Source organism: Tannerella serpentiformis (assembly GCF_003033925.1).
In the GTDB taxonomy this organism is placed as follows: Bacteria; Bacteroidota; Bacteroidia; order Bacteroidales; family Tannerellaceae; genus Tannerella; species Tannerella serpentiformis.
Genome location: NZ_CP028365.1, coordinates 2,148,342 through 2,164,027 on the forward strand (window position 1 = coordinate 2,148,342; position 15,686 = coordinate 2,164,027).

General features: G+C 58.7%; 14 protein-coding genes and 1 tRNA gene. 7 read left to right on the forward strand and 8 right to left on the reverse strand.

What is annotated here, in order from left to right; all coding sequences use genetic code 11:
- Nucleotides 1-88: 88 nt before the first annotated feature.
- Both C7123_RS09000 and dinD read left to right on the forward strand, forming a co-directional pair.
- Entirely contained in the window at nucleotides 89-1,195 is a 1,107-nt protein-coding gene (locus C7123_RS09000; RefSeq protein ID WP_069174809.1) for a hypothetical protein, read from the forward strand.
- Nucleotides 1,196-1,338: 143 nt separating this feature from the next.
- The gene (gene dinD, locus C7123_RS09005; protein ID WP_069174810.1) at nucleotides 1,339-2,169 is read left to right on the forward strand and encodes a DNA damage-inducible protein D; all 831 of its coding nucleotides are present in this window, start codon (nucleotides 1,339-1,341) and stop codon (nucleotides 2,167-2,169) included.
- A 718-nt stretch (nucleotides 2,170-2,887) separates the two neighbouring features.
- Here the strand turns inward: dinD and C7123_RS09010 are convergent.
- The 5 genes from C7123_RS09010 to C7123_RS09030 all read right to left on the reverse strand — a co-directional run bounded on the left by C7123_RS09010 (nucleotide 2,888) and on the right by C7123_RS09030 (nucleotide 6,671).
- Entirely contained in the window at nucleotides 2,888-3,649 is a 762-nt protein-coding gene (locus tag C7123_RS09010) for an amidohydrolase (RefSeq protein WP_069174811.1), read from the reverse strand.
- Nucleotides 3,650-3,651: 2 nt separating this feature from the next.
- Nucleotides 3,652-5,130: a cysteine--tRNA ligase gene (gene cysS, locus C7123_RS09015; RefSeq protein WP_069176321.1), complete on the reverse strand. Its 1,479-nt coding sequence runs from the start codon at nucleotides 5,128-5,130 to the stop codon at nucleotides 3,652-3,654.
- Nucleotides 5,131-5,239: 109 nt separating this feature from the next.
- Nucleotides 5,240-5,443, reverse strand: coding sequence for a hypothetical protein (locus tag C7123_RS09020; RefSeq protein WP_069174812.1), 204 nt, complete (start codon nucleotides 5,441-5,443; stop codon nucleotides 5,240-5,242).
- Nucleotides 5,412-5,708, reverse strand: coding sequence for a type II toxin-antitoxin system RelE/ParE family toxin (locus C7123_RS09025; protein WP_083207022.1), 297 nt, complete (start codon nucleotides 5,706-5,708; stop codon nucleotides 5,412-5,414). Before C7123_RS09025 ends, C7123_RS09020 begins: the two co-directional genes overlap by 32 nt.
- 90 nt (nucleotides 5,709-5,798) lie before the next feature.
- A complete protein-coding gene (locus C7123_RS09030; RefSeq protein ID WP_069174813.1) occupies nucleotides 5,799-6,671 on the reverse strand; it encodes a Fic family protein in 873 nt (290 codons plus the stop codon).
- A gap of 62 nt (nucleotides 6,672-6,733) precedes the next feature.
- Between C7123_RS09030 and C7123_RS12970 the strand changes: the two genes are divergently transcribed.
- Nucleotides 6,734-7,330, forward strand: a complete 597-nt coding sequence (locus C7123_RS12970; protein ID WP_159049888.1) for a hypothetical protein — start codon at nucleotides 6,734-6,736, stop codon at nucleotides 7,328-7,330.
- Here C7123_RS12970 and C7123_RS09040 read toward each other — a convergent pair.
- Entirely contained in the window at nucleotides 7,261-8,805 is a 1,545-nt protein-coding gene (locus C7123_RS09040; protein ID WP_069174815.1) for a PD40 domain-containing protein, read from the reverse strand. The genes C7123_RS12970 and C7123_RS09040 overlap by 70 nt on opposite strands.
- A gap of 6 nt (nucleotides 8,806-8,811) precedes the next feature.
- Nucleotides 8,812-10,674 carry a DUF6057 family protein gene (locus tag C7123_RS09045; RefSeq protein ID WP_069174816.1) on the reverse strand — a complete coding sequence of 621 codons (1,863 nt, stop codon included), beginning with the start codon at nucleotides 10,672-10,674 and terminating at the stop codon, nucleotides 8,812-8,814.
- A 101-nt stretch (nucleotides 10,675-10,775) separates the two neighbouring features.
- On the opposite strand from C7123_RS09045, the gene C7123_RS09050 reads away from it, so the two are divergent.
- Nucleotides 10,776-10,848: transfer RNA gene (locus tag C7123_RS09050), tRNA-Gly, on the forward strand.
- Between the two features lie 114 nt (nucleotides 10,849-10,962).
- Here C7123_RS09050 and C7123_RS09055 read toward each other — a convergent pair.
- On the reverse strand, nucleotides 10,963-11,697 hold the full coding sequence (locus tag C7123_RS09055; protein ID WP_069174817.1) for a DUF6261 family protein: 735 nt from the start codon (nucleotides 11,695-11,697) through the stop codon (nucleotides 10,963-10,965).
- A gap of 895 nt (nucleotides 11,698-12,592) precedes the next feature.
- Here C7123_RS09055 and fumC point away from each other — a divergent pair.
- From fumC to C7123_RS09080, 3 genes are all read left to right on the forward strand, one after another.
- Nucleotides 12,593-13,993 (forward strand): class II fumarate hydratase, encoded by a 1,401-nt coding sequence (fumC, locus tag C7123_RS09070; RefSeq protein ID WP_037986976.1) that lies wholly within the window; start codon nucleotides 12,593-12,595, stop codon nucleotides 13,991-13,993.
- Between the two features lie 316 nt (nucleotides 13,994-14,309).
- Nucleotides 14,310-15,017 carry a tRNA1(Val) (adenine(37)-N6)-methyltransferase gene (locus C7123_RS09075; protein ID WP_069174820.1) on the forward strand — a complete coding sequence of 236 codons (708 nt, stop codon included), beginning with the start codon at nucleotides 14,310-14,312 and terminating at the stop codon, nucleotides 15,015-15,017.
- Nucleotides 15,018-15,096: 79 nt separating this feature from the next.
- Nucleotides 15,097-15,648 (forward strand): FKBP-type peptidyl-prolyl cis-trans isomerase, encoded by a 552-nt coding sequence (locus C7123_RS09080; protein WP_037983365.1) that lies wholly within the window; start codon nucleotides 15,097-15,099, stop codon nucleotides 15,646-15,648.
- Nucleotides 15,649-15,686: the final 38 nt, after the last annotated feature.

The following is a 15,686-nucleotide window of genomic DNA, read 5'->3' on the forward strand; positions in this document are numbered from 1 at the left end:
ACTGAAAACTAAAAACTAAGCCGGGTACACAGTCAGGATGATTCCTCAACTTGTATCCGGCTTTTCCATTTTCCAAAACGATACGAATATGAAAACATCATGGCTTGCGGGGCTGATCTTCCTGTCGATGCTACCGATCGGCGCCGCGGCTCAAGACAAAGGCATCAACGACTTCTCGAAGAATGAATCCATCTGTTATTGCATGCCAAACTGGTCGACGCCGAATAATGTTGTGGGGTTTGACAACAACTGGCAACTGCTGCGCGCGATGCAAGTACCGCGATCGAAGGAGGAATTAGACAGCCTTGGCATTCCATGTACCTACAGCCAGCTGCAATTGCTGCGCGACTGGGGGCTGATTGAGCGCAATGAGGATGATCGCTATCAGACGGTCATCCTGTTACTTGACAGCGCCGCAACGACTCGGTTGCGTGCACACTCGCGGCGGTTGAGCGATGAGTTGGTCGGCGTGATCCGACCCAGCGTGGCGGATTACGTCCGCCTCTTGGAGCGCGACGGCCTTGGCGGGCATGCATACAGTCTGCTCTTTTCGCTCGTGACTGACGGGCTGACTTGGAAGCGGCTCGAGGCTGACGGACGTGTCCGCAAGATGGAGCTGACGCTCAAACATCCGATGTGGGACGGTGAGTTCTGGACGCTCTATCCGAAGCGCGACTTCTACTGTGGGACGAACAAATCGACCCTTGGGGAATTCAGTATCTCTCTCAATTGGTCTGAGAAGGCGTTCCAAAAGATGATTCCGCTTTTCAAGAACTCCTATCTGGTTCTGCGCATGTTTGATGATTTGTCGAAATCGGATCGGGTGAGCGACGCGGAAGTGATTGCGGGGCTGTCACCCTTCGGCTTAGTTGACGGCGAGGGGCACCCGACGGTTCCCGTGATCAGGGAGGACACGACGGATGTGATTTATGCGGCATCATGGAAGATGGCGGGTACGATAGCCGACTTCTTAGCGTCGCATATGGACACAGTGGCATTGCGGAAGGAGTTCGGTTTTGTTGACGGCTCGCAGTCGATCGTCATCCTTTATCACGAGATGCTGTGGGATGTCCTCGCGCAGCTGGAACAGGCGGGTCTCGTCAAGCGGCCGGCCGTCTTGGCCGATCCGGAGCATGCCCGGCCGGAAGAGTTCGGGAAGGTGATCTTTCTGACAAGGGGCGAGGCGGAGAAGTGAGAAGCTGATCGGACATAAGGCATAGCGAAAAATCCCCCGGACGTTGGGCAGTGCGCCTTCGTTCGGGGGATCTTTAGACAAAGATGAGGAGAGGTATCATGGTCGATCTACCTTTGGGGCGGTCAACAATAATCCCTCATAAGATGAAAAGAGAAATCATATCGGAGTTATACCAAGGCTTCGAAGCGGCCGCCATCGAAGTGGACGGCGTGGAGTGCTGGAGTGCAAGAGCTTTATGCCCCTTGTTGGGGTATTCGCAGTGGAGAAACTTTGCTGGTGTCATCGAAAAGGCAAAAGAAGCCTGTCGGAATGCGGAGAATTCGGTGTCCGATCATTTTGCTGACGCCAGCAAAACGATACCAATGCCCAAGGGCGCTGAAAAAGTAATTGATGATATGCTCCTTACGCGTTACGCCTGCTACTTGGTGGCACAAAATGGCGATCCGAGAAAGGAACAGATTGCCTTTGCTCAGACCTATTTCGCCATACAGACACGAAAAGCCGAACTCATTGAGCAGCGTCTGCTGGAGATCGAGCGCGTCAGGGCACGCACCAAATTGCAGGAAACGGAGAAGCATCTTTCTGGTGTGCTCTATGAACATGGCGTCGATAGCAAGGGGTTTGCTATGATCCGATCGAAAGGCGATCAGGCACTTTTTCATTTGGATACGTCGCAGATGAAACGAAAGTTGGGTGTGCCGGCGAATCGTCCGGTGGCCGATTTCTTACCCACCATCAGTATCAAGGCGAAAGACTTTGCGGCCGAAATGACCCATGTGAACGTGCAGCAAAAAGCACTCTACGGGGAATCGGAGATCAGTCGTGAACATGTGGACAACAATGCAGCCGTGCGCCAAATGATGATCGAGCGTGGTATTGTCCCGGAAGATCTACCCCCGGCCGAAGACGTGAAGAAGGTGGAGCGTCGATTGGCCGCTGAGAAGAAGAAAGCGCTCAGCAACAAAACGAAATAAAAGAGCCTCGCCGGACATCCCGTCCAAGGCGAGGCTTTTCTCATAGATGCCCTGCCGTGCGGGACTACTTTGTGATGAGCGTCTGCTTGAGCTGCTGCACACGTAGGGCCTGCCCTTTGGACCCGAGATAAATTCAGAATCCCCGCCCCATCGACAGTGTAGGTCGGGGCTTTTCAAGTCCGGAAAGCCGGATCGACAGTGTAGGTCGGGGCTTTTCAATTCCGGAAAGTCGGATTGACAGTGTAGGTCGAGGCTTTTCAAGTCCGGAAAGCCGGATCGACAGTGTAGGTCGAGGCTTTTCAAGTCCGAAAAGTCGGATCGACAGTGTAGGTCGGGGCTTTTCAAGTCCGAAAAGTCGGATCGACAGTGTAGGTCGGGGCTTTTCAAGTCCGGAAAGCCGGATCGACAGTGTAGGTCGGCATTTTTCAAGTCCAGAAAGCCGGATTGACAGTGTAGGTCGGGGCTTTTCAAGTCCGAAAAGCCGGATCGACAGTGTAGGTCGGGGTTTTTCAAGTCCGAAATGCCGGATCGACAGTGTAGGTCGAGGTTAACGGGCCAGGATAGACCCGAAACAGAATGAAGAAAGAGCTGCCCAAACAGTTTCTGAGACAATGAGCCGACAACGGTTTCTCAGAGGCGATTGTACGTCGAACTCACATTAAAAAAGGGCAGCCACAATGGGCCGCCCCTATAATGTATGGAAAAGTTGCCGGTGTTCCTATTGGAGCTCAAACGCATCTCCATCCTCTAAGACGGGGAACTTCCGCCGGAAGGCGGCGAGGCGCTCGAGGTCAAGCACGGCTTCGGCTGCGCTGACGTGGTGATCCTCGCACGTGGCGACGGTGCGGCCGTAGGGATCGATGACGACCGACGCGCCGCTGTACTCCGCCACCGGGTCTCGGCCGACGCGGTTGACGCCGACGACGTAACACTGGTTCTCGATGGCCCGCGCACGCAGCAGCGCGCTCCAAGCCTCGATGCGGCCGACGGGCCAGCTGGCCACGTAGAGGGCCACGTCGTAATCGCCGCGGTTGCGGCTCCAGACGGGGAAGCGCAGGTCGTAGCAGACTTGTAGCAGGATGCGTACGCCGCGGAAGGTGACGACCACACGACGTGTGCCGTGCGTGTAGTGACGGTGCTCGCCGCTGTAGGTGAAGAGGTGACGCTTGTCGTACGTCTCCACGCGGCCGTCGGGGTGGACGAAGCAGAGGCGGTTGTAGTAACGACCGCCATCTTCCACGGCCAGCGATCCGGCCACAGCAGCACGGCACGCCGCCGCCTTACGCACCATCCAGCGGAGCGTCTCGCTGTCGGCCTTTTCGGCCACGCCTTCGGGATGCGTCGCGAAACCGGTGGCGAACATCTCCGGCAGCACGTAGAGGTCGGCGCCCGGCCGACGGTCGATGGCCGCCTCTGCCTGTCGCACGTTCTCCGCCGGATCGGCCCAGGCAATGTCTTGTTGCAGGATGACGACTTGCATAGCTACAGGCTCCATTCGGCGCCGTCCTTCGTGTCCTTGACCACAAACCCGAGGGCGGAGAGCTCGTTGCGGATGCGGTCGCTCGTAGCCCAATCCTTGTTTTGCTTGGCCTGCTGACGAACGGAGAGCAGCAGATCGACGGCGCGGCGATAGGCCTCGTCTTTCTCGTCAGACGGGGCGGCGCTACGCAGACCGAGGATGTCGTCCATGAAGAGACGGAAGGCGGATTGCAGCTCCGCGAGATCGTCCGCCGAGAGCGTCGCGCGACCGTCATGCACGGTGTTGATGGCCTTCGCGGCGTCGAAGAGGTGAGAGATGACGATGGGCGTGTTCATGTCGTCGCACATGGCCTCCTCACAGCGCGTGCGCAGCGTGCTGACGTCGATGGTCGAGGGGCCGTCGGAGGGTGTGAGCTTGGCGAGCCGTTCGGCGGCTTCGAAGAGTCGATCGAGACCCTTCTCGGAGGCTTGCAGCGCCTCGTTGCTGAAGTCCACCGTGCTGCGATAGTGTGCCTGAAGGATGAAGAAGCGGATCGTCTCCGGGCGATAAGCCTGCGCCAACAGCGGATGGCTACCGGTGAAGAACTCCTCCAGGGTGATGGCGTTGCCGAGCGACTTGCCCATCTTCTGCCCGTTGTAAGTGATCATGTTGTTGTGCACCCACCAGCGCACCATCTCCTCGCCCTCGGCGGCTACGGCTTGCGCGATCTCGCACTCGTGGTGGGGGAAGATGAGGTCCATGCCGCCGCCGTGAATGTCGAAATGGTCGCCGAGGTACTTGCGGCCCATCGCGGTGCATTCGCAGTGCCAGCCCGGGAAGCCCTCGCCCCACTGCGATGGCCAACGCATGATGTGCTCCGGTGCGGCGCGTTTCCAGAGGGCGAAGTCGACGGGGTTACGCTTCTCCGTCTGCCCGTCCAGCTCGCGGGTGGTGTTGAGCAGCTCGTCCACGTTGCGGTTGGAGAGGATGCCGTAGCGGTGGTCTTGGTTGTATCGCGCCACGTCGAAGTAGACCGAGCCTTCGCTCTCGTAGGCGTAGCCGTTGGCCAGGATGCGGTTGACGAGCTCCATCTGTTCGATGATGTGGCCCGAGGCCTGCGGCTCGATGCTGGGTGGGAGCACGTTCAGCAGCTCCATTGCGCGGTGGTAGCGACGCGTGTAGTGTTGCACGACCTCCATCGGCTCGAGTTGTTCGATGCGTGCACGCTTGGCGATCTTGTCCTCGCCCTCGTCGGCGTCGTGCTCGAGGTGGCCCACGTCGGTGATGTTGCGGACGTAGCGCACCTTGTAGCCGAGGTGGGTGAGGTAGCGGAAGAGGATGTCGAAGGTGATGGCCGACCGGGCGTGGCCGAGGTGCGGATCGCCGTAGACGGTGGGTCCGCAGACATACATGCCCACATGTGGCGCGTGGAGGGGTTCAAACTCCGCCTTCCGGCGCGTGAGGGTGTTATACAAAACGAGTTTCTGTTGTTGCTTATCCATATTACTATCCATTATTGATGCATTGTTCGGTGAGGCCGCAAAAGTAGGGAGGCGCATGCAGCACCGTGCAAACGCCTCCCAATCTCTTTTCGGTTCCCAACGTCGGGCCTTACCATTCGTCACTCATCGCTGGTTCGGCGACCGTCTTAGGCAGCCTCTTCGCTTGGGCGTCGTGCTCCACTTGCGCCAGGTATTCTTCCCACGCCAAGGTCCTATTCCTTTCTCTTTCGGGCGATCCTTCGCGCCCTAATACTTCGTCAAGCAATGCGTCGACGTCGTACTTATCCTTTTCGATCTCTCTTAGTTGCATCATATTCCTTCCTTAATCTCAAAGCCTTCTCTATTTCTCGATGAGGGGTTCTTTGAGTTTTCTTCTTGAAACAATTGAACAATACCACGATGGTGTCTCCATCATAAATGAAAAATAGGCGGAACTCATTGTTCCCATGGCTTACTCGAAATTCATAGAGGCCTTCCCTTACGTATTTGATGTAATGTCTTGGCAGCCGCTCTTCCGTCCTTAATAAATCCAGTGCACGCAAGACTTTATCGGCTTCCGGCTTCGATAGTGCTTGCATGAAATCGCTGAAATAATTCTTGTATGCGATGATTTTTCTCACGGCGCAAAGATGTGGCAAATACGCCGGGGAGCGTCTGCTTTTGTGCCTCTACTGCGGTATGTGCATTCGCCCCTGCGTGTTCCCGACTAACTTCCCAGCCTCGGCCGAGGCCGCAGCCCGCTCTATCTCACTTTTGAGCGACGCCCGCAGCCGGTCGGTCATAAAGGTGAGGAAGGGCGTGCAGTCCACATTTTCCTCCTCTTGCGATTGTCGTAAGGAGGCGATGTATGCGCCACGATCTTCACGAAGGATCTTCACGGGGAAGAGGTCGTAGTAGAACTGGATGTAGTGCATCAGCAGGCGTGCCGTACGACCGTTGCCGTCTACCCACGGGTGGATAGTGGCCAGCTCCAAATGGGCCGTGAAACTCATCTCATACTGCGCGCGGAGGGTGTTGACGCCGGTCATTTTCATTTGTTCCTGAAGTCGTTCGCAGAGCGCCTCTATCCGTACCGGCACCTTTTGATAGTTCATATACGACCGTCCGCCGACACCCGCCGTGACGCCACACAGGCGGTAGTCACCTCGCGACGAGTCGAACGTGCCCGCAGCGACGTGGTGCACACTCCCGGTGCGCCGCATCAGTATCCCATTCAGCATCCGCAGGAGCGTCGGCGTGATAGCTGTTCGGCGCACCGCCTCCGTCTGTGCCTGCTCATAGGCCATGCGTAGGTCGTCATTCATCAAATGATCTATGAGTGGCTTACCACCAGTCGTCACGCCCTCGTCGAAGAGTATTTGCGCCTCCAGCTCCGTCAGCGTCGACCCCTCAATGGCCGTCGAATGGGCGATCAGGGAATAGAGGTAGTACTTCTCATAATCCACCGCCTGAGCGATGCCCATGTCTGCGAATCGATGTAGCAGCGCCTCAATTTCCGGCCAGGCGTCGTGCAGGTTGGGTGTGATCCTTTCTTGTGTCATCTTGTTTTTGGGGGGATGAATTGCTGATTACGTAGATTGTTTAGGTCGTCCGAGCCTCGGAAATGACCTCTCCCGAAGGTTTGCCCCATTTCCTCGATGCGGAAATGGCCTCTCCCGAGGGTTTGACCCATTTCCTCGATGCGGAAATGACCTCTCCCGAAGGTTGGGCCCATTTCCTTACTCGGGAAATGGCCTCTCCCGAAGGTTGGGCCCATTTCCTGACTCGGGAAATGGCCTCTCCCGAAGGTTTGACCCATTTCCTCGATGCGGAAATGACCTCTCCCGAAGGTTTGGCCCATTTCCTCGATGCGGAAATGGCCTCTCCCGAAGGTTTGACCCATTTCCTGACTCGGGAAATGACCTCTCCCGAAGGTTTGACCCATTTCCTCGATGCGGAAATGGCCTCTCCCGAAGGTTTGGCCCATTTCCTGACTCGGGAAATGGCCTCTCCCGAAGGTTGGGCCCATTTCCTGACTCGGGAAATGACCTCTCCCGAAGGTTGGGCCCATTTCCTGACTCGGGAAATGACCTCTCCCGAAGGTTTGACCCATTTCCTCGATGCGGAAATGGCCTCTCCCGAGGGAGGGATTCACTTCCCCGCCTTGAGCGGCTGGATGTCCACGCCTTCGAGGGTGCGGGCCTTGCGACTGAGCGTATAGTTGCGGTAGGGCACGGGGGCGGTGAGGAACGTGGGGTGGGTGAACGATCGCATCGTGCGCCGATAGCCATTGGCCTCCTTGAGCGGCAGCAGGAAGGGTTTCGAGGGGCGTCCGTCGGCCGAGAGATGGGCGATGACGGGGTATTCGTAGAGGCCGTCGATGCTGCGCGTGGTATAGACGATCCAGCGCCCGTTGTTGCTCCAGGAGTAGGCGATCTCCGAGTCGTTATCGGCGCAGAGCGTATCGACGGGCAGGAAGTTCCGGTGCTTTATGTCGAAGAGGGCCACGTCCGACGTGGGGCGATCGGCGGGATTGGAGCCTACGTCGGCCACGGTGAAGAGCAGATAGCGTCCGTCGGGCGAGGGCAGGGGACGGGCCGCGCTACCGTCGGGGCGTACCTCGGGGCGTCGGGGGGGCGTCTTGTCCGACTTCTTCCGCGGAGGCGGGGGCGGCGCGGGTCGGGAGTGGTAGAGGGTGTCTGCCTTACGGCCGAAGCGGCGTCCGCCGTGGATGTTGAAAGCCAGGGCGCAGAGGTGATACTTGGCGCTGTCGGCGCGGGTGTAGGCCATGAGTGAGGTGGCGCAGAAGTAGAGCGTTTCGCCGTCGGGCGAGAAGGCGGGGTAGGTGACCGAGCTGGAGTCGGAGAAGAGTTGCGGGGAGGTGAAGAGCTCATGCTTGACGACGTCGTAGATGACGATGCGCGAGGCCGTCTCGCGGACATCCTGCCGCGCGTTGCGGTTGACGGCGAAGGCCATGTAACGCCCCGAAGGGTGCCAGGCGACATGGGTCGGCGTGGGTAGTCCGGGGATGGTGTGCGTGTTCAGTTTCTCGATCTTGTCGCTGTCAGTCAGCAGGGCGCAGGATAGGGCACCGCTTAGGGGCAGAAAGAAGCGCTGGGCGTCGCCACCGCTGAAGGTGGCCGGGCCGATGCGGTCGCCGTGGGTCATGTCGCTCGTGAGCACGGCACGCTCGTGGAAGTCCTCCAAGCAGCGGCTGTAAAGCCCCGTATGGCCCATCACGTTGCGACTCGGATCCGTGCGGCCGTAGACGATGTACGGGTCGATCGAGTCCGTGGCCACGTAGAGGTTGAAGGGCGCATAGCCGACCCATTCGCCGGCGATGCGGGCCGTCACTTTCACGCTGATCACCTTGCCTGCGGCATCCTTCATCAGGCGCTTCCATGCGCGCGGCGCGATGGCGATGGACCGTCCGTCGGAGGCCCAGACCGTGACGCGTTCGGCGCCACACTCGAACGTGGCCGCGGCCTTGTCCACGTCGCACGTGTCGGCCAGCAGGAAGCGCAGCGGCGCAATGTTGGGAGGGATCGTCACCTCCGTATAGTCCGGGAAGATGGGGGGCTGATGGTCCACCAGCCGGTTCGTCATCGGCATCTCGTGTTGGCAGGCCACGGCGAGAAGGATCAGCAGCAGAAGGGTGGATGCGTATCGTAGGGTAGGGGAGAGGATCGTTTTCATTACGGATTATTTCGTCGCACCGGACGTGAAGGTGAAGTAATACCAGTAGCTGTCGCCGAAGGCATCGCGCAGCGCCTCGGCCGACTGGCGGTTGCCTCGCGCCGCGTCAGCGCGTCGGCGAAAGTCGGCGTAGCGCCGCGTCATGTCGGCTGGCAGTCGATAGCGCTTCTGCGCCGTTGTATCGCCGACGAAGGTGTAGAGCAGCGTGGCCTCCGCGAAGGATTTGGGCAGGCGAGGGAGCACCATCCGCCCCGTGCAACTGTCGGCCAAAGTGCGGAAGCGTCCGAGGTCTTTCTGCAATAAGAGGAGCACGCCCGCATACTCGATCGAGGCGCGGTGCGTCGGGTTTTGTTCGGCGATGGCGTGCAGAGTGTGCGGTAGATCGCCCGATGCACCCGTCAGGCAGCGACGCTTGCGGCCCAGCAGGGAGTCCACCACCACGGCCGAATCGTTATACAGGAACCGCCGCGCATCGTGTGCCCACTGGCCGTAGTAACGCGTATGCTCCAGCACCGAGAGGTACTTCTCGGCCAGCGGATAGGCGCCGCGGATCAGACTCGTCTCGGCCAGTCGTTTGATCATGCGCGGGCTGCGATCGTCCATGCCCGCATTGGCTTCTATCGCCATACGTTGCGCCATATCGATATCGCCCATCGAGAAATAGAGGTCGCTCAGCAGTGCCGCCACTTGGGGATCGCTTCCGTCCCATGTCGGCAGGATGGCCTCCACGCCGCGCGGAGCGTAGGCAAACAGGCTGTCGGCCAATTGTCCCCGTTCGGCCAGCGCGATGCTCAGCATGCACGCCTCGGTAGGCGTCGGGTTGTGCTTATATGTAAAGGTATAGCGGTCGATCACGTCGTCCCACCGTCCTTGTCGGAGGTAGCAGTCCAGCTCTTTGCTGTAGCCCGACGTGTCGTGATCCTTCAGCCTGTCGCGGCCGATCCAAAGCAGTCCGCCCACTAACACGAGCTGCACCGTTATCTCCGCGATCCGTCGCCCCGCCTCCTTCTTCTCGCGTCCCTGCCCACGCAGGCAATAAGCCACGGCCAACATCACCGGCAGGCAGGCCCATACGCCGTAAAGCACCGGATCAGGCGCCACAGTCGGCGCATAGTATCCGTCCGGACCTAACAGGAAGCGATACTCCCCCGCCCACGCGTCATACACGCCCCATACGGCCGCTCCCACAGCCACCGCCAGCGGTACCAAGAAGCCGTAAGCCCGCCAAAAGCGCGTCGCCAGTTCCCACAAAAAGATGCACGTCGCAAAGAGGAACGCCACCGATCCGCCGAGCCAAAACAGCAGTCCCGTGGCCACCGTGGCATAGACTACCTGCCCCACCATCGACGGGATGAAGAAATAGCCATACATCGCCACGAGCGTCAGCGCATAGGCCACCGTCCCGGCGTACGAATAGTTCATATCGAACGTCATCAGCAGCTGCGCCGCCGTCGGTAGTAGCCCCAGCAGTCGCAGATTGGCCTGCGGTGCGATCCGTCGCATGAGGCCCACCGACAGCATGGCCACGGCCGTCAGCACCACACTTCCGGTGGCCGCCCCGAGGTACGGCTTGACGAAGAACTGCGTCGCATAGTCCGTCACCAATTGCGCCCCGCCCCCTGACCGCGTGAAATACGACCCGATGAACGATGCCTCGCTGAGGAACAGCTTCCGCTGCTCGATGAAGAAAAAGTAGAATCGGCCCTCACGTTCCAGCCAGAAAAACAGGGCCAGACAGACGGCCAGCCAAAAAAAAGCGGCATGGCCAAATATCGCGGCCAACCGCTGAAACACATTCGGCTTTTCCTCGCGGAAAGCCGCCTCGTAATCCCCTTTTTTCCGGGTGCTGATCTTCTGAAATTCCCTCATGAAATGCCGCTTATTTCGGTCTCTGTCAAAAAATGTCGGGCAAACTTAGGTAAAAAGCCAAAGGAAGGTCTATTTTTGCCCCCGCAACACCCGAGCAAGACGCGGCAGTAGCTCAGTTGGTAGAGCATCAGCTTCCCAAGCTGAGGGTCGCGGGTTCGAGCCCCGTTTGCCGCTCGTTTTTTGTATTTCATGGCGTTCTTCACGGTAAAGGCCCCCTCTGATTCAATTCAGGGCGGGGCCTTTCCTCGTTTAGCCCCCCCCGGACAACCTTCCCGAATAGCGTCTTGGTTAGCCCTCCACAGCGGCGTCCTTATTCCGCTTCCGTTTGGCGAACACCACCTGCCGATAACGCTTGATCAGTGCGTTCATGAAGTCGATGAAGTGGCCCACGCCGGCCTCATCGCCCAGCAAAACCTGCATCGCGTTCACTACCTCCACGAGCCACCGATAGGCTGCGTCCGACTGCCGCCGCGCCATGTCCACCTCTGCCTCCTTGCGTAGCCGTTGGTTCTGCATCCGCTCGTTGATCAGCCGGTGCACGCGCTCGTTGGCCGCCTTCATCGCCACCACGTACGGCCCGACGCCGAGCCGCTCCACATGCGACGCGTAGGCCCCCTCGCAGTCCTCCACCAGCTTCCCGATCATCGCCGTCTCCCCGTCCAGCTGCATGCCGCGCTGCAGCCGGTAGTCCTTGATCCGCTGCGTCAGCTCGCGCGCCGCCTCCGCCTTGGCCTCGTCCGGCATGCGCTGCTGCGCCATCACGGTGCCTTTGAAGCCGGTGAAAAGGCCGTCACGCTCGGTGTCAGCCGCGTGGATGTCGTCCGTCAGCAGGCTTTTGTTCGAGAGGATCAGGTTCTCCCGCTCCTCGTCGTAGGCCGCCTTGAGTCGCTCCGCGGCTTTCTTGGCCACCGCGTTAGCCGTCACCTCCGGACTCTCGTCCACCGCGATGCAGACCGAGTGAATGAACTCCACGTGCGCCGCCTTCGTGGCCCGTGTCAGGTCTATGTTTCCGATCTTTTTCATGTCTCCTGTCGTTTTTATGTCCGAATCACTTTGCGAACCCCTCGCGGACTTCCGTTTCATGCCATTTCGGGCATGCGAACTGTCCGCAGCACTCTTCGCGCCCCATGATCGGGCCCGTGAAGGCCTTGCGGACATCCGTTTTATCCTTGAAAGGTGCCGCCAAAGGTATATCGTTTCACGTTTCTACACATCGGAATCTCCCGAAAACGTATTCCTTTTTATTTCCATCGCTCGGAATTTCCCGAAGTATGTTCTCTATATGTAACAAGGTCTCGGATTATTCCGAAGCGTATTCATAGTATGTACCTAATTCTCGGGAATCCCCGAACAGTCTAAGCTATATATTTTCAACTCTTCGGAAATCCCCGAAAGTATAGAAATGGATTTTTATATCAATCGGATATTCCCGAAAGACTGTATATCTTGTTTATAACTTCTCGGACACTCCCGAATAATGACTATTCATATTTTTATCTTATCGGAGTTTCCCGAAGAGATGATACATCAGTTTTCTATTCTTCGGATAATTCCGAGCATTTGTAACCAGATGGAATATATCTTCGGGAAATTCCGAACGCTTGTAATAGGTAGGTGGAATATTTCGGGAAGTTCCGAACGGGCGAAAAAGGAGCCGATAAGGCCTTATCCGAGAAGAAAGGAGGGGAAACGGATCTCCGCAAGCGGTGCGCAGAGGCGAGCGGGCCGCAAACGGGAGTCGGCGGGCCGTGAACGGGCTTACACAAGGGGCTAAACGGACGCTGCGGGGCCTTCGCGAGGCGTTTCTGAGTCCGCGACGTATGTTTTTGGCATCGCCCCACGGTAATTGCCAAGAACGTCTATTTTTGCCCGCAGTTGTCACCAAGAAATTGAATCATCACCAAAAAAATATAGAACAATGGCAGATTTCAGAATCGAAAAAGACACGATGGGCGAGGTGAAAGTCCCCGCCGACAAGATCTGGGGAGCGCAAACGGAGCGCTCGCGTAACAATTTCAAGATCGGGCCGTCGGCCTCCATGCCGCTGGAGGTGATCTACGGCTTTGCGTACCTGAAAAAGGCCGCTGCTTACGCCAACCACGAGTTGGGCGTGCTGCCGGTAGAGAAGCGTGACCTGATCGCACGGGTGTGCGACGAGATCCTGGAGGGGAAACTCAATGACCAGTTCCCGCTCGTGATCTGGCAGACGGGCTCGGGCACGCAGTCGAACATGAATGTGAACGAGGTGATCGCCAACCGCGCCCATCAGCTGGCGGGCAAAAAGATCGGCGAGGGCGAGAAGACGCTGCAGCCGAACGACGACGTGAACAAGTCGCAATCGTCGAACGACACCTATCCCACGGGCATGCACATCGCGGCGTACAAGATGGTCGTGGAGACGACGATCCCCGGCGTAGAGCGCCTGCGCGACGCGCTGAAGAAGAAGTCTGAGGAGTTCAAGGACGTGGTCAAGATCGGCCGTACGCACCTGATGGACGCTACGCCGCTGACGCTCGGACAGGAGTTCTCGGGCTACGCTGCGCAGCTGGATCACGGCCTCCGCGCACTCCGCAACACCCTCTCGCACCTCAGCGAGCTGGCGCTCGGTGGCACGGCCGTGGGCACGGGTATCAACACGCCGAAGGGCTACGACGTGGTCGTGGCGCGTTACATCGCCCAGTTCACGGGGCTGCCCTTCGTGACGGCTGAGAATAAGTTCGAGGCGCTGGCCGCACACGACGCCATGGTGGAGGCGCACGGCGCACTGAAGCAGCTGGCCGTGTCGCTCAACAAGATCGCCAACGACGTCCGCATGATGGCCTCCGGCCCGCGCAGTGGCATCGGCGAGATCATCATCCCGGCCAACGAACCGGGTAGCTCGATCATGCCGGGCAAGGTAAACCCGACGCAGTGCGAGGCGGTGACGATGGTGGCTGCCCAGGTGATGGGTAACGACGTGGCTATCTCGGTCGGCGGTACGCAGGGACACTACGAGCTGAACGTGTTCAAGCCCGTCATCTGCGCCAACTTCCTGCAGTCGGCCCGCTTGATCGGCGACGCCTGCGTGAGCTTCGAGGAGCACTGCGTGAGCGGCATCCAGCCGAATTATCCACGGATCAAGGAGCTGGTGAACAACAGCCTCATGCTTGTCACGGCGCTCAACACGAAGATCGGTTACTACAAGGCGGCAGAGATCGCCAACACGGCGCACCGCAACGGTACGACGCTGCGCGAGGAGGCTGTCCGCCTGGGCTACGTCACCCCGGAGCAGTTCGACGAGTGGGTGCGGCCAGAAGATATGGTCGGCAGCCTGAAATAAGGCTTGCCGCCGAAAGTGTATCCCGAGTTGTGAGGCTCTCAGGGCCAATCAATGAGGGTTATTATTTTTTCCATAATATAATATTGGTCCCTCCCCTCGCGTGAGCGCCGGGAGGGATTTCCTGAGTTGTGAGGCTTTCAGAGCCAATCAATAATGGTAATTGTTTTTTATGTTAGTTCCTCTCCTCGCGCGAGCGTCGGGAGGGATTTCCCGAGTTGTGAGGCTCTCAAGGCTAATCAATAAGGACTATAATTTTTTATTAGCATTAGTCCCTCCCCTCGCGTGAGCGCTGGGAGGGATTTTTTTACCCCACACCATGTCCAATCCCTATTTTCGATTCAAACAATTCACCGTTCGCCACGACCGTTGCGCGATGAAGGTCGGCACGGACGGCTGCCTCCTCGGAGCGTGGGCCGACGTGTCCGGTGCGCGTCGCATAGCTGATGTCGGTACAGGCAGCGGGCTTGTCGCTCTGATGCTCGCCCAACGCAACACGGACGCCCACATCGATGCGCTCGACATCGACCGCGACGCCTGCCTACAAGCCGCGGAGAATGTCGGTGAGTCACTCTTCGCGGCACGTATTCGTGTCCTCCGCACCGACTTCCGCACGTACGCCGCTACGGCTCCCCCGGCTTACGATCGGATCGTCTCCAATCCGCCCTATTTCGACGAATCGCTGAAGTGTCCCGACGTTGGGCGACGCATGGCACGGCATAGCGACACGTTGCCGATGGGCGAGCTGCTCAGCGTGGCTGCGGCGCTGCTTGCGGACGACGGTCGGATGGCGCTTGTGTTGCCTTATGCGCAGCGTGATGGCGTGTTGAGGCTGGCCGAGGCGAGAGCGTTGCACCTCGTCCGCGAGACGCACGTCGTGCCCGTGGAGGGTGCGTCGCCCAAGCGATGGCTGGCCGAACTGGCGCGTCGGCCGTCTCCCTGCGTGCCGGATGTGCTGACGCTGGAGACGCCAGATCACCGTCGGACGGCGGCCTACGCGGAGCTGATGGGGGCGTTCTATTTGTAGTGCATGCCTCCTCAGCGCCCCGGCGGGCTTATGCATAATCGGCTACTTTTGCGCCCCTATCTAAAAATCAAGAATGTATATGAGAGTATCAAAGAACAAATTCGTGACGGTTACCTATGACCTGCACGTGGGCGATGCGGACGACCGCACACTGATGGAGTCGGCTACCCCAGAACAACCCCTGAAGTTTATCTATGGCATTGGCGCCATGTTAGAGGCCTTCGAAAAGAATCTGAGCGGCCTAGAGCCGGGCGACCGCTTCGAGTTTTCCCTTACGCCTGAGCAGGCATACGGCCAGCGTATAGAGGAGAATGTGGTCGATCTGCCGAAGAGTGTCTTCATGGTGGACGGCGTGTTCGATAGCGAGCGCGTGAAGGAAGGCGCCACGCTGCCCATGATGAGCGCCGAGGGGCAGCACATGAACGGCTCCGTGCTGGAGGTGAAGGACGACGTCGTAGTGATGGACTTCAATCACCCGTTGGCGGGCGAGACGCTGCACTTTGCCGGACAGGTGGCCGACGTGCACGAGCCGACGGCTGAGGAACTGGCCGAGATGGAGCAGATGATGCACGGCGGCTGTGGCGGACATGACCACGACGGTTGTGGCGGTTGCGACGGCTGCTGCCACTGATCTATAATCTTCTAATTCCCCTTTTTGAAGTAGCTCTT

What these genes read in the sequence shown, in the direction of transcription:
- C7123_RS09000 (WP_069174809.1), top strand. Translation starts at nt 89, where the DNA reads ATGAAAACATCATGGCTTGCGGGGCTGATCTTCCTGTCGATGCTACCG.
- dinD (WP_069174810.1), top strand. Translation starts at nt 1,339, where the DNA reads ATGAAAAGAGAAATCATATCGGAGTTATACCAAGGCTTCGAAGCGGCC.
- C7123_RS09010 (WP_069174811.1), bottom strand. Translation starts at nt 3,649, where the DNA reads ATGCAAGTCGTCATCCTGCAACAAGACATTGCCTGGGCCGATCCGGCG.
- cysS (WP_069176321.1), bottom strand. Translation starts at nt 5,130, where the DNA reads ATGGATAAGCAACAACAGAAACTCGTTTTGTATAACACCCTCACGCGC.
- C7123_RS09020 (WP_069174812.1), bottom strand. Translation starts at nt 5,443, where the DNA reads ATGATGCAACTAAGAGAGATCGAAAAGGATAAGTACGACGTCGACGCA.
- C7123_RS09025 (WP_083207022.1), bottom strand. Translation starts at nt 5,708, where the DNA reads ATGCAAGCACTATCGAAGCCGGAAGCCGATAAAGTCTTGCGTGCACTG.
- C7123_RS09030 (WP_069174813.1), bottom strand. Translation starts at nt 6,671, where the DNA reads ATGACACAAGAAAGGATCACACCCAACCTGCACGACGCCTGGCCGGAA.
- C7123_RS12970 (WP_159049888.1), top strand. Translation starts at nt 6,734, where the DNA reads ATGACCTCTCCCGAAGGTTTGCCCCATTTCCTCGATGCGGAAATGGCC.
- C7123_RS09040 (WP_069174815.1), bottom strand. Translation starts at nt 8,805, where the DNA reads ATGAAAACGATCCTCTCCCCTACCCTACGATACGCATCCACCCTTCTG.
- C7123_RS09045 (WP_069174816.1), bottom strand. Translation starts at nt 10,674, where the DNA reads ATGAGGGAATTTCAGAAGATCAGCACCCGGAAAAAAGGGGATTACGAG.
- C7123_RS09055 (WP_069174817.1), bottom strand. Translation starts at nt 11,697, where the DNA reads ATGAAAAAGATCGGAAACATAGACCTGACACGGGCCACGAAGGCGGCG.
- fumC (WP_037986976.1), top strand. Translation starts at nt 12,593, where the DNA reads ATGGCAGATTTCAGAATCGAAAAAGACACGATGGGCGAGGTGAAAGTC.
- C7123_RS09075 (WP_069174820.1), top strand. Translation starts at nt 14,310, where the DNA reads ATGTCCAATCCCTATTTTCGATTCAAACAATTCACCGTTCGCCACGAC.
- C7123_RS09080 (WP_037983365.1), top strand. Translation starts at nt 15,097, where the DNA reads ATGAGAGTATCAAAGAACAAATTCGTGACGGTTACCTATGACCTGCAC.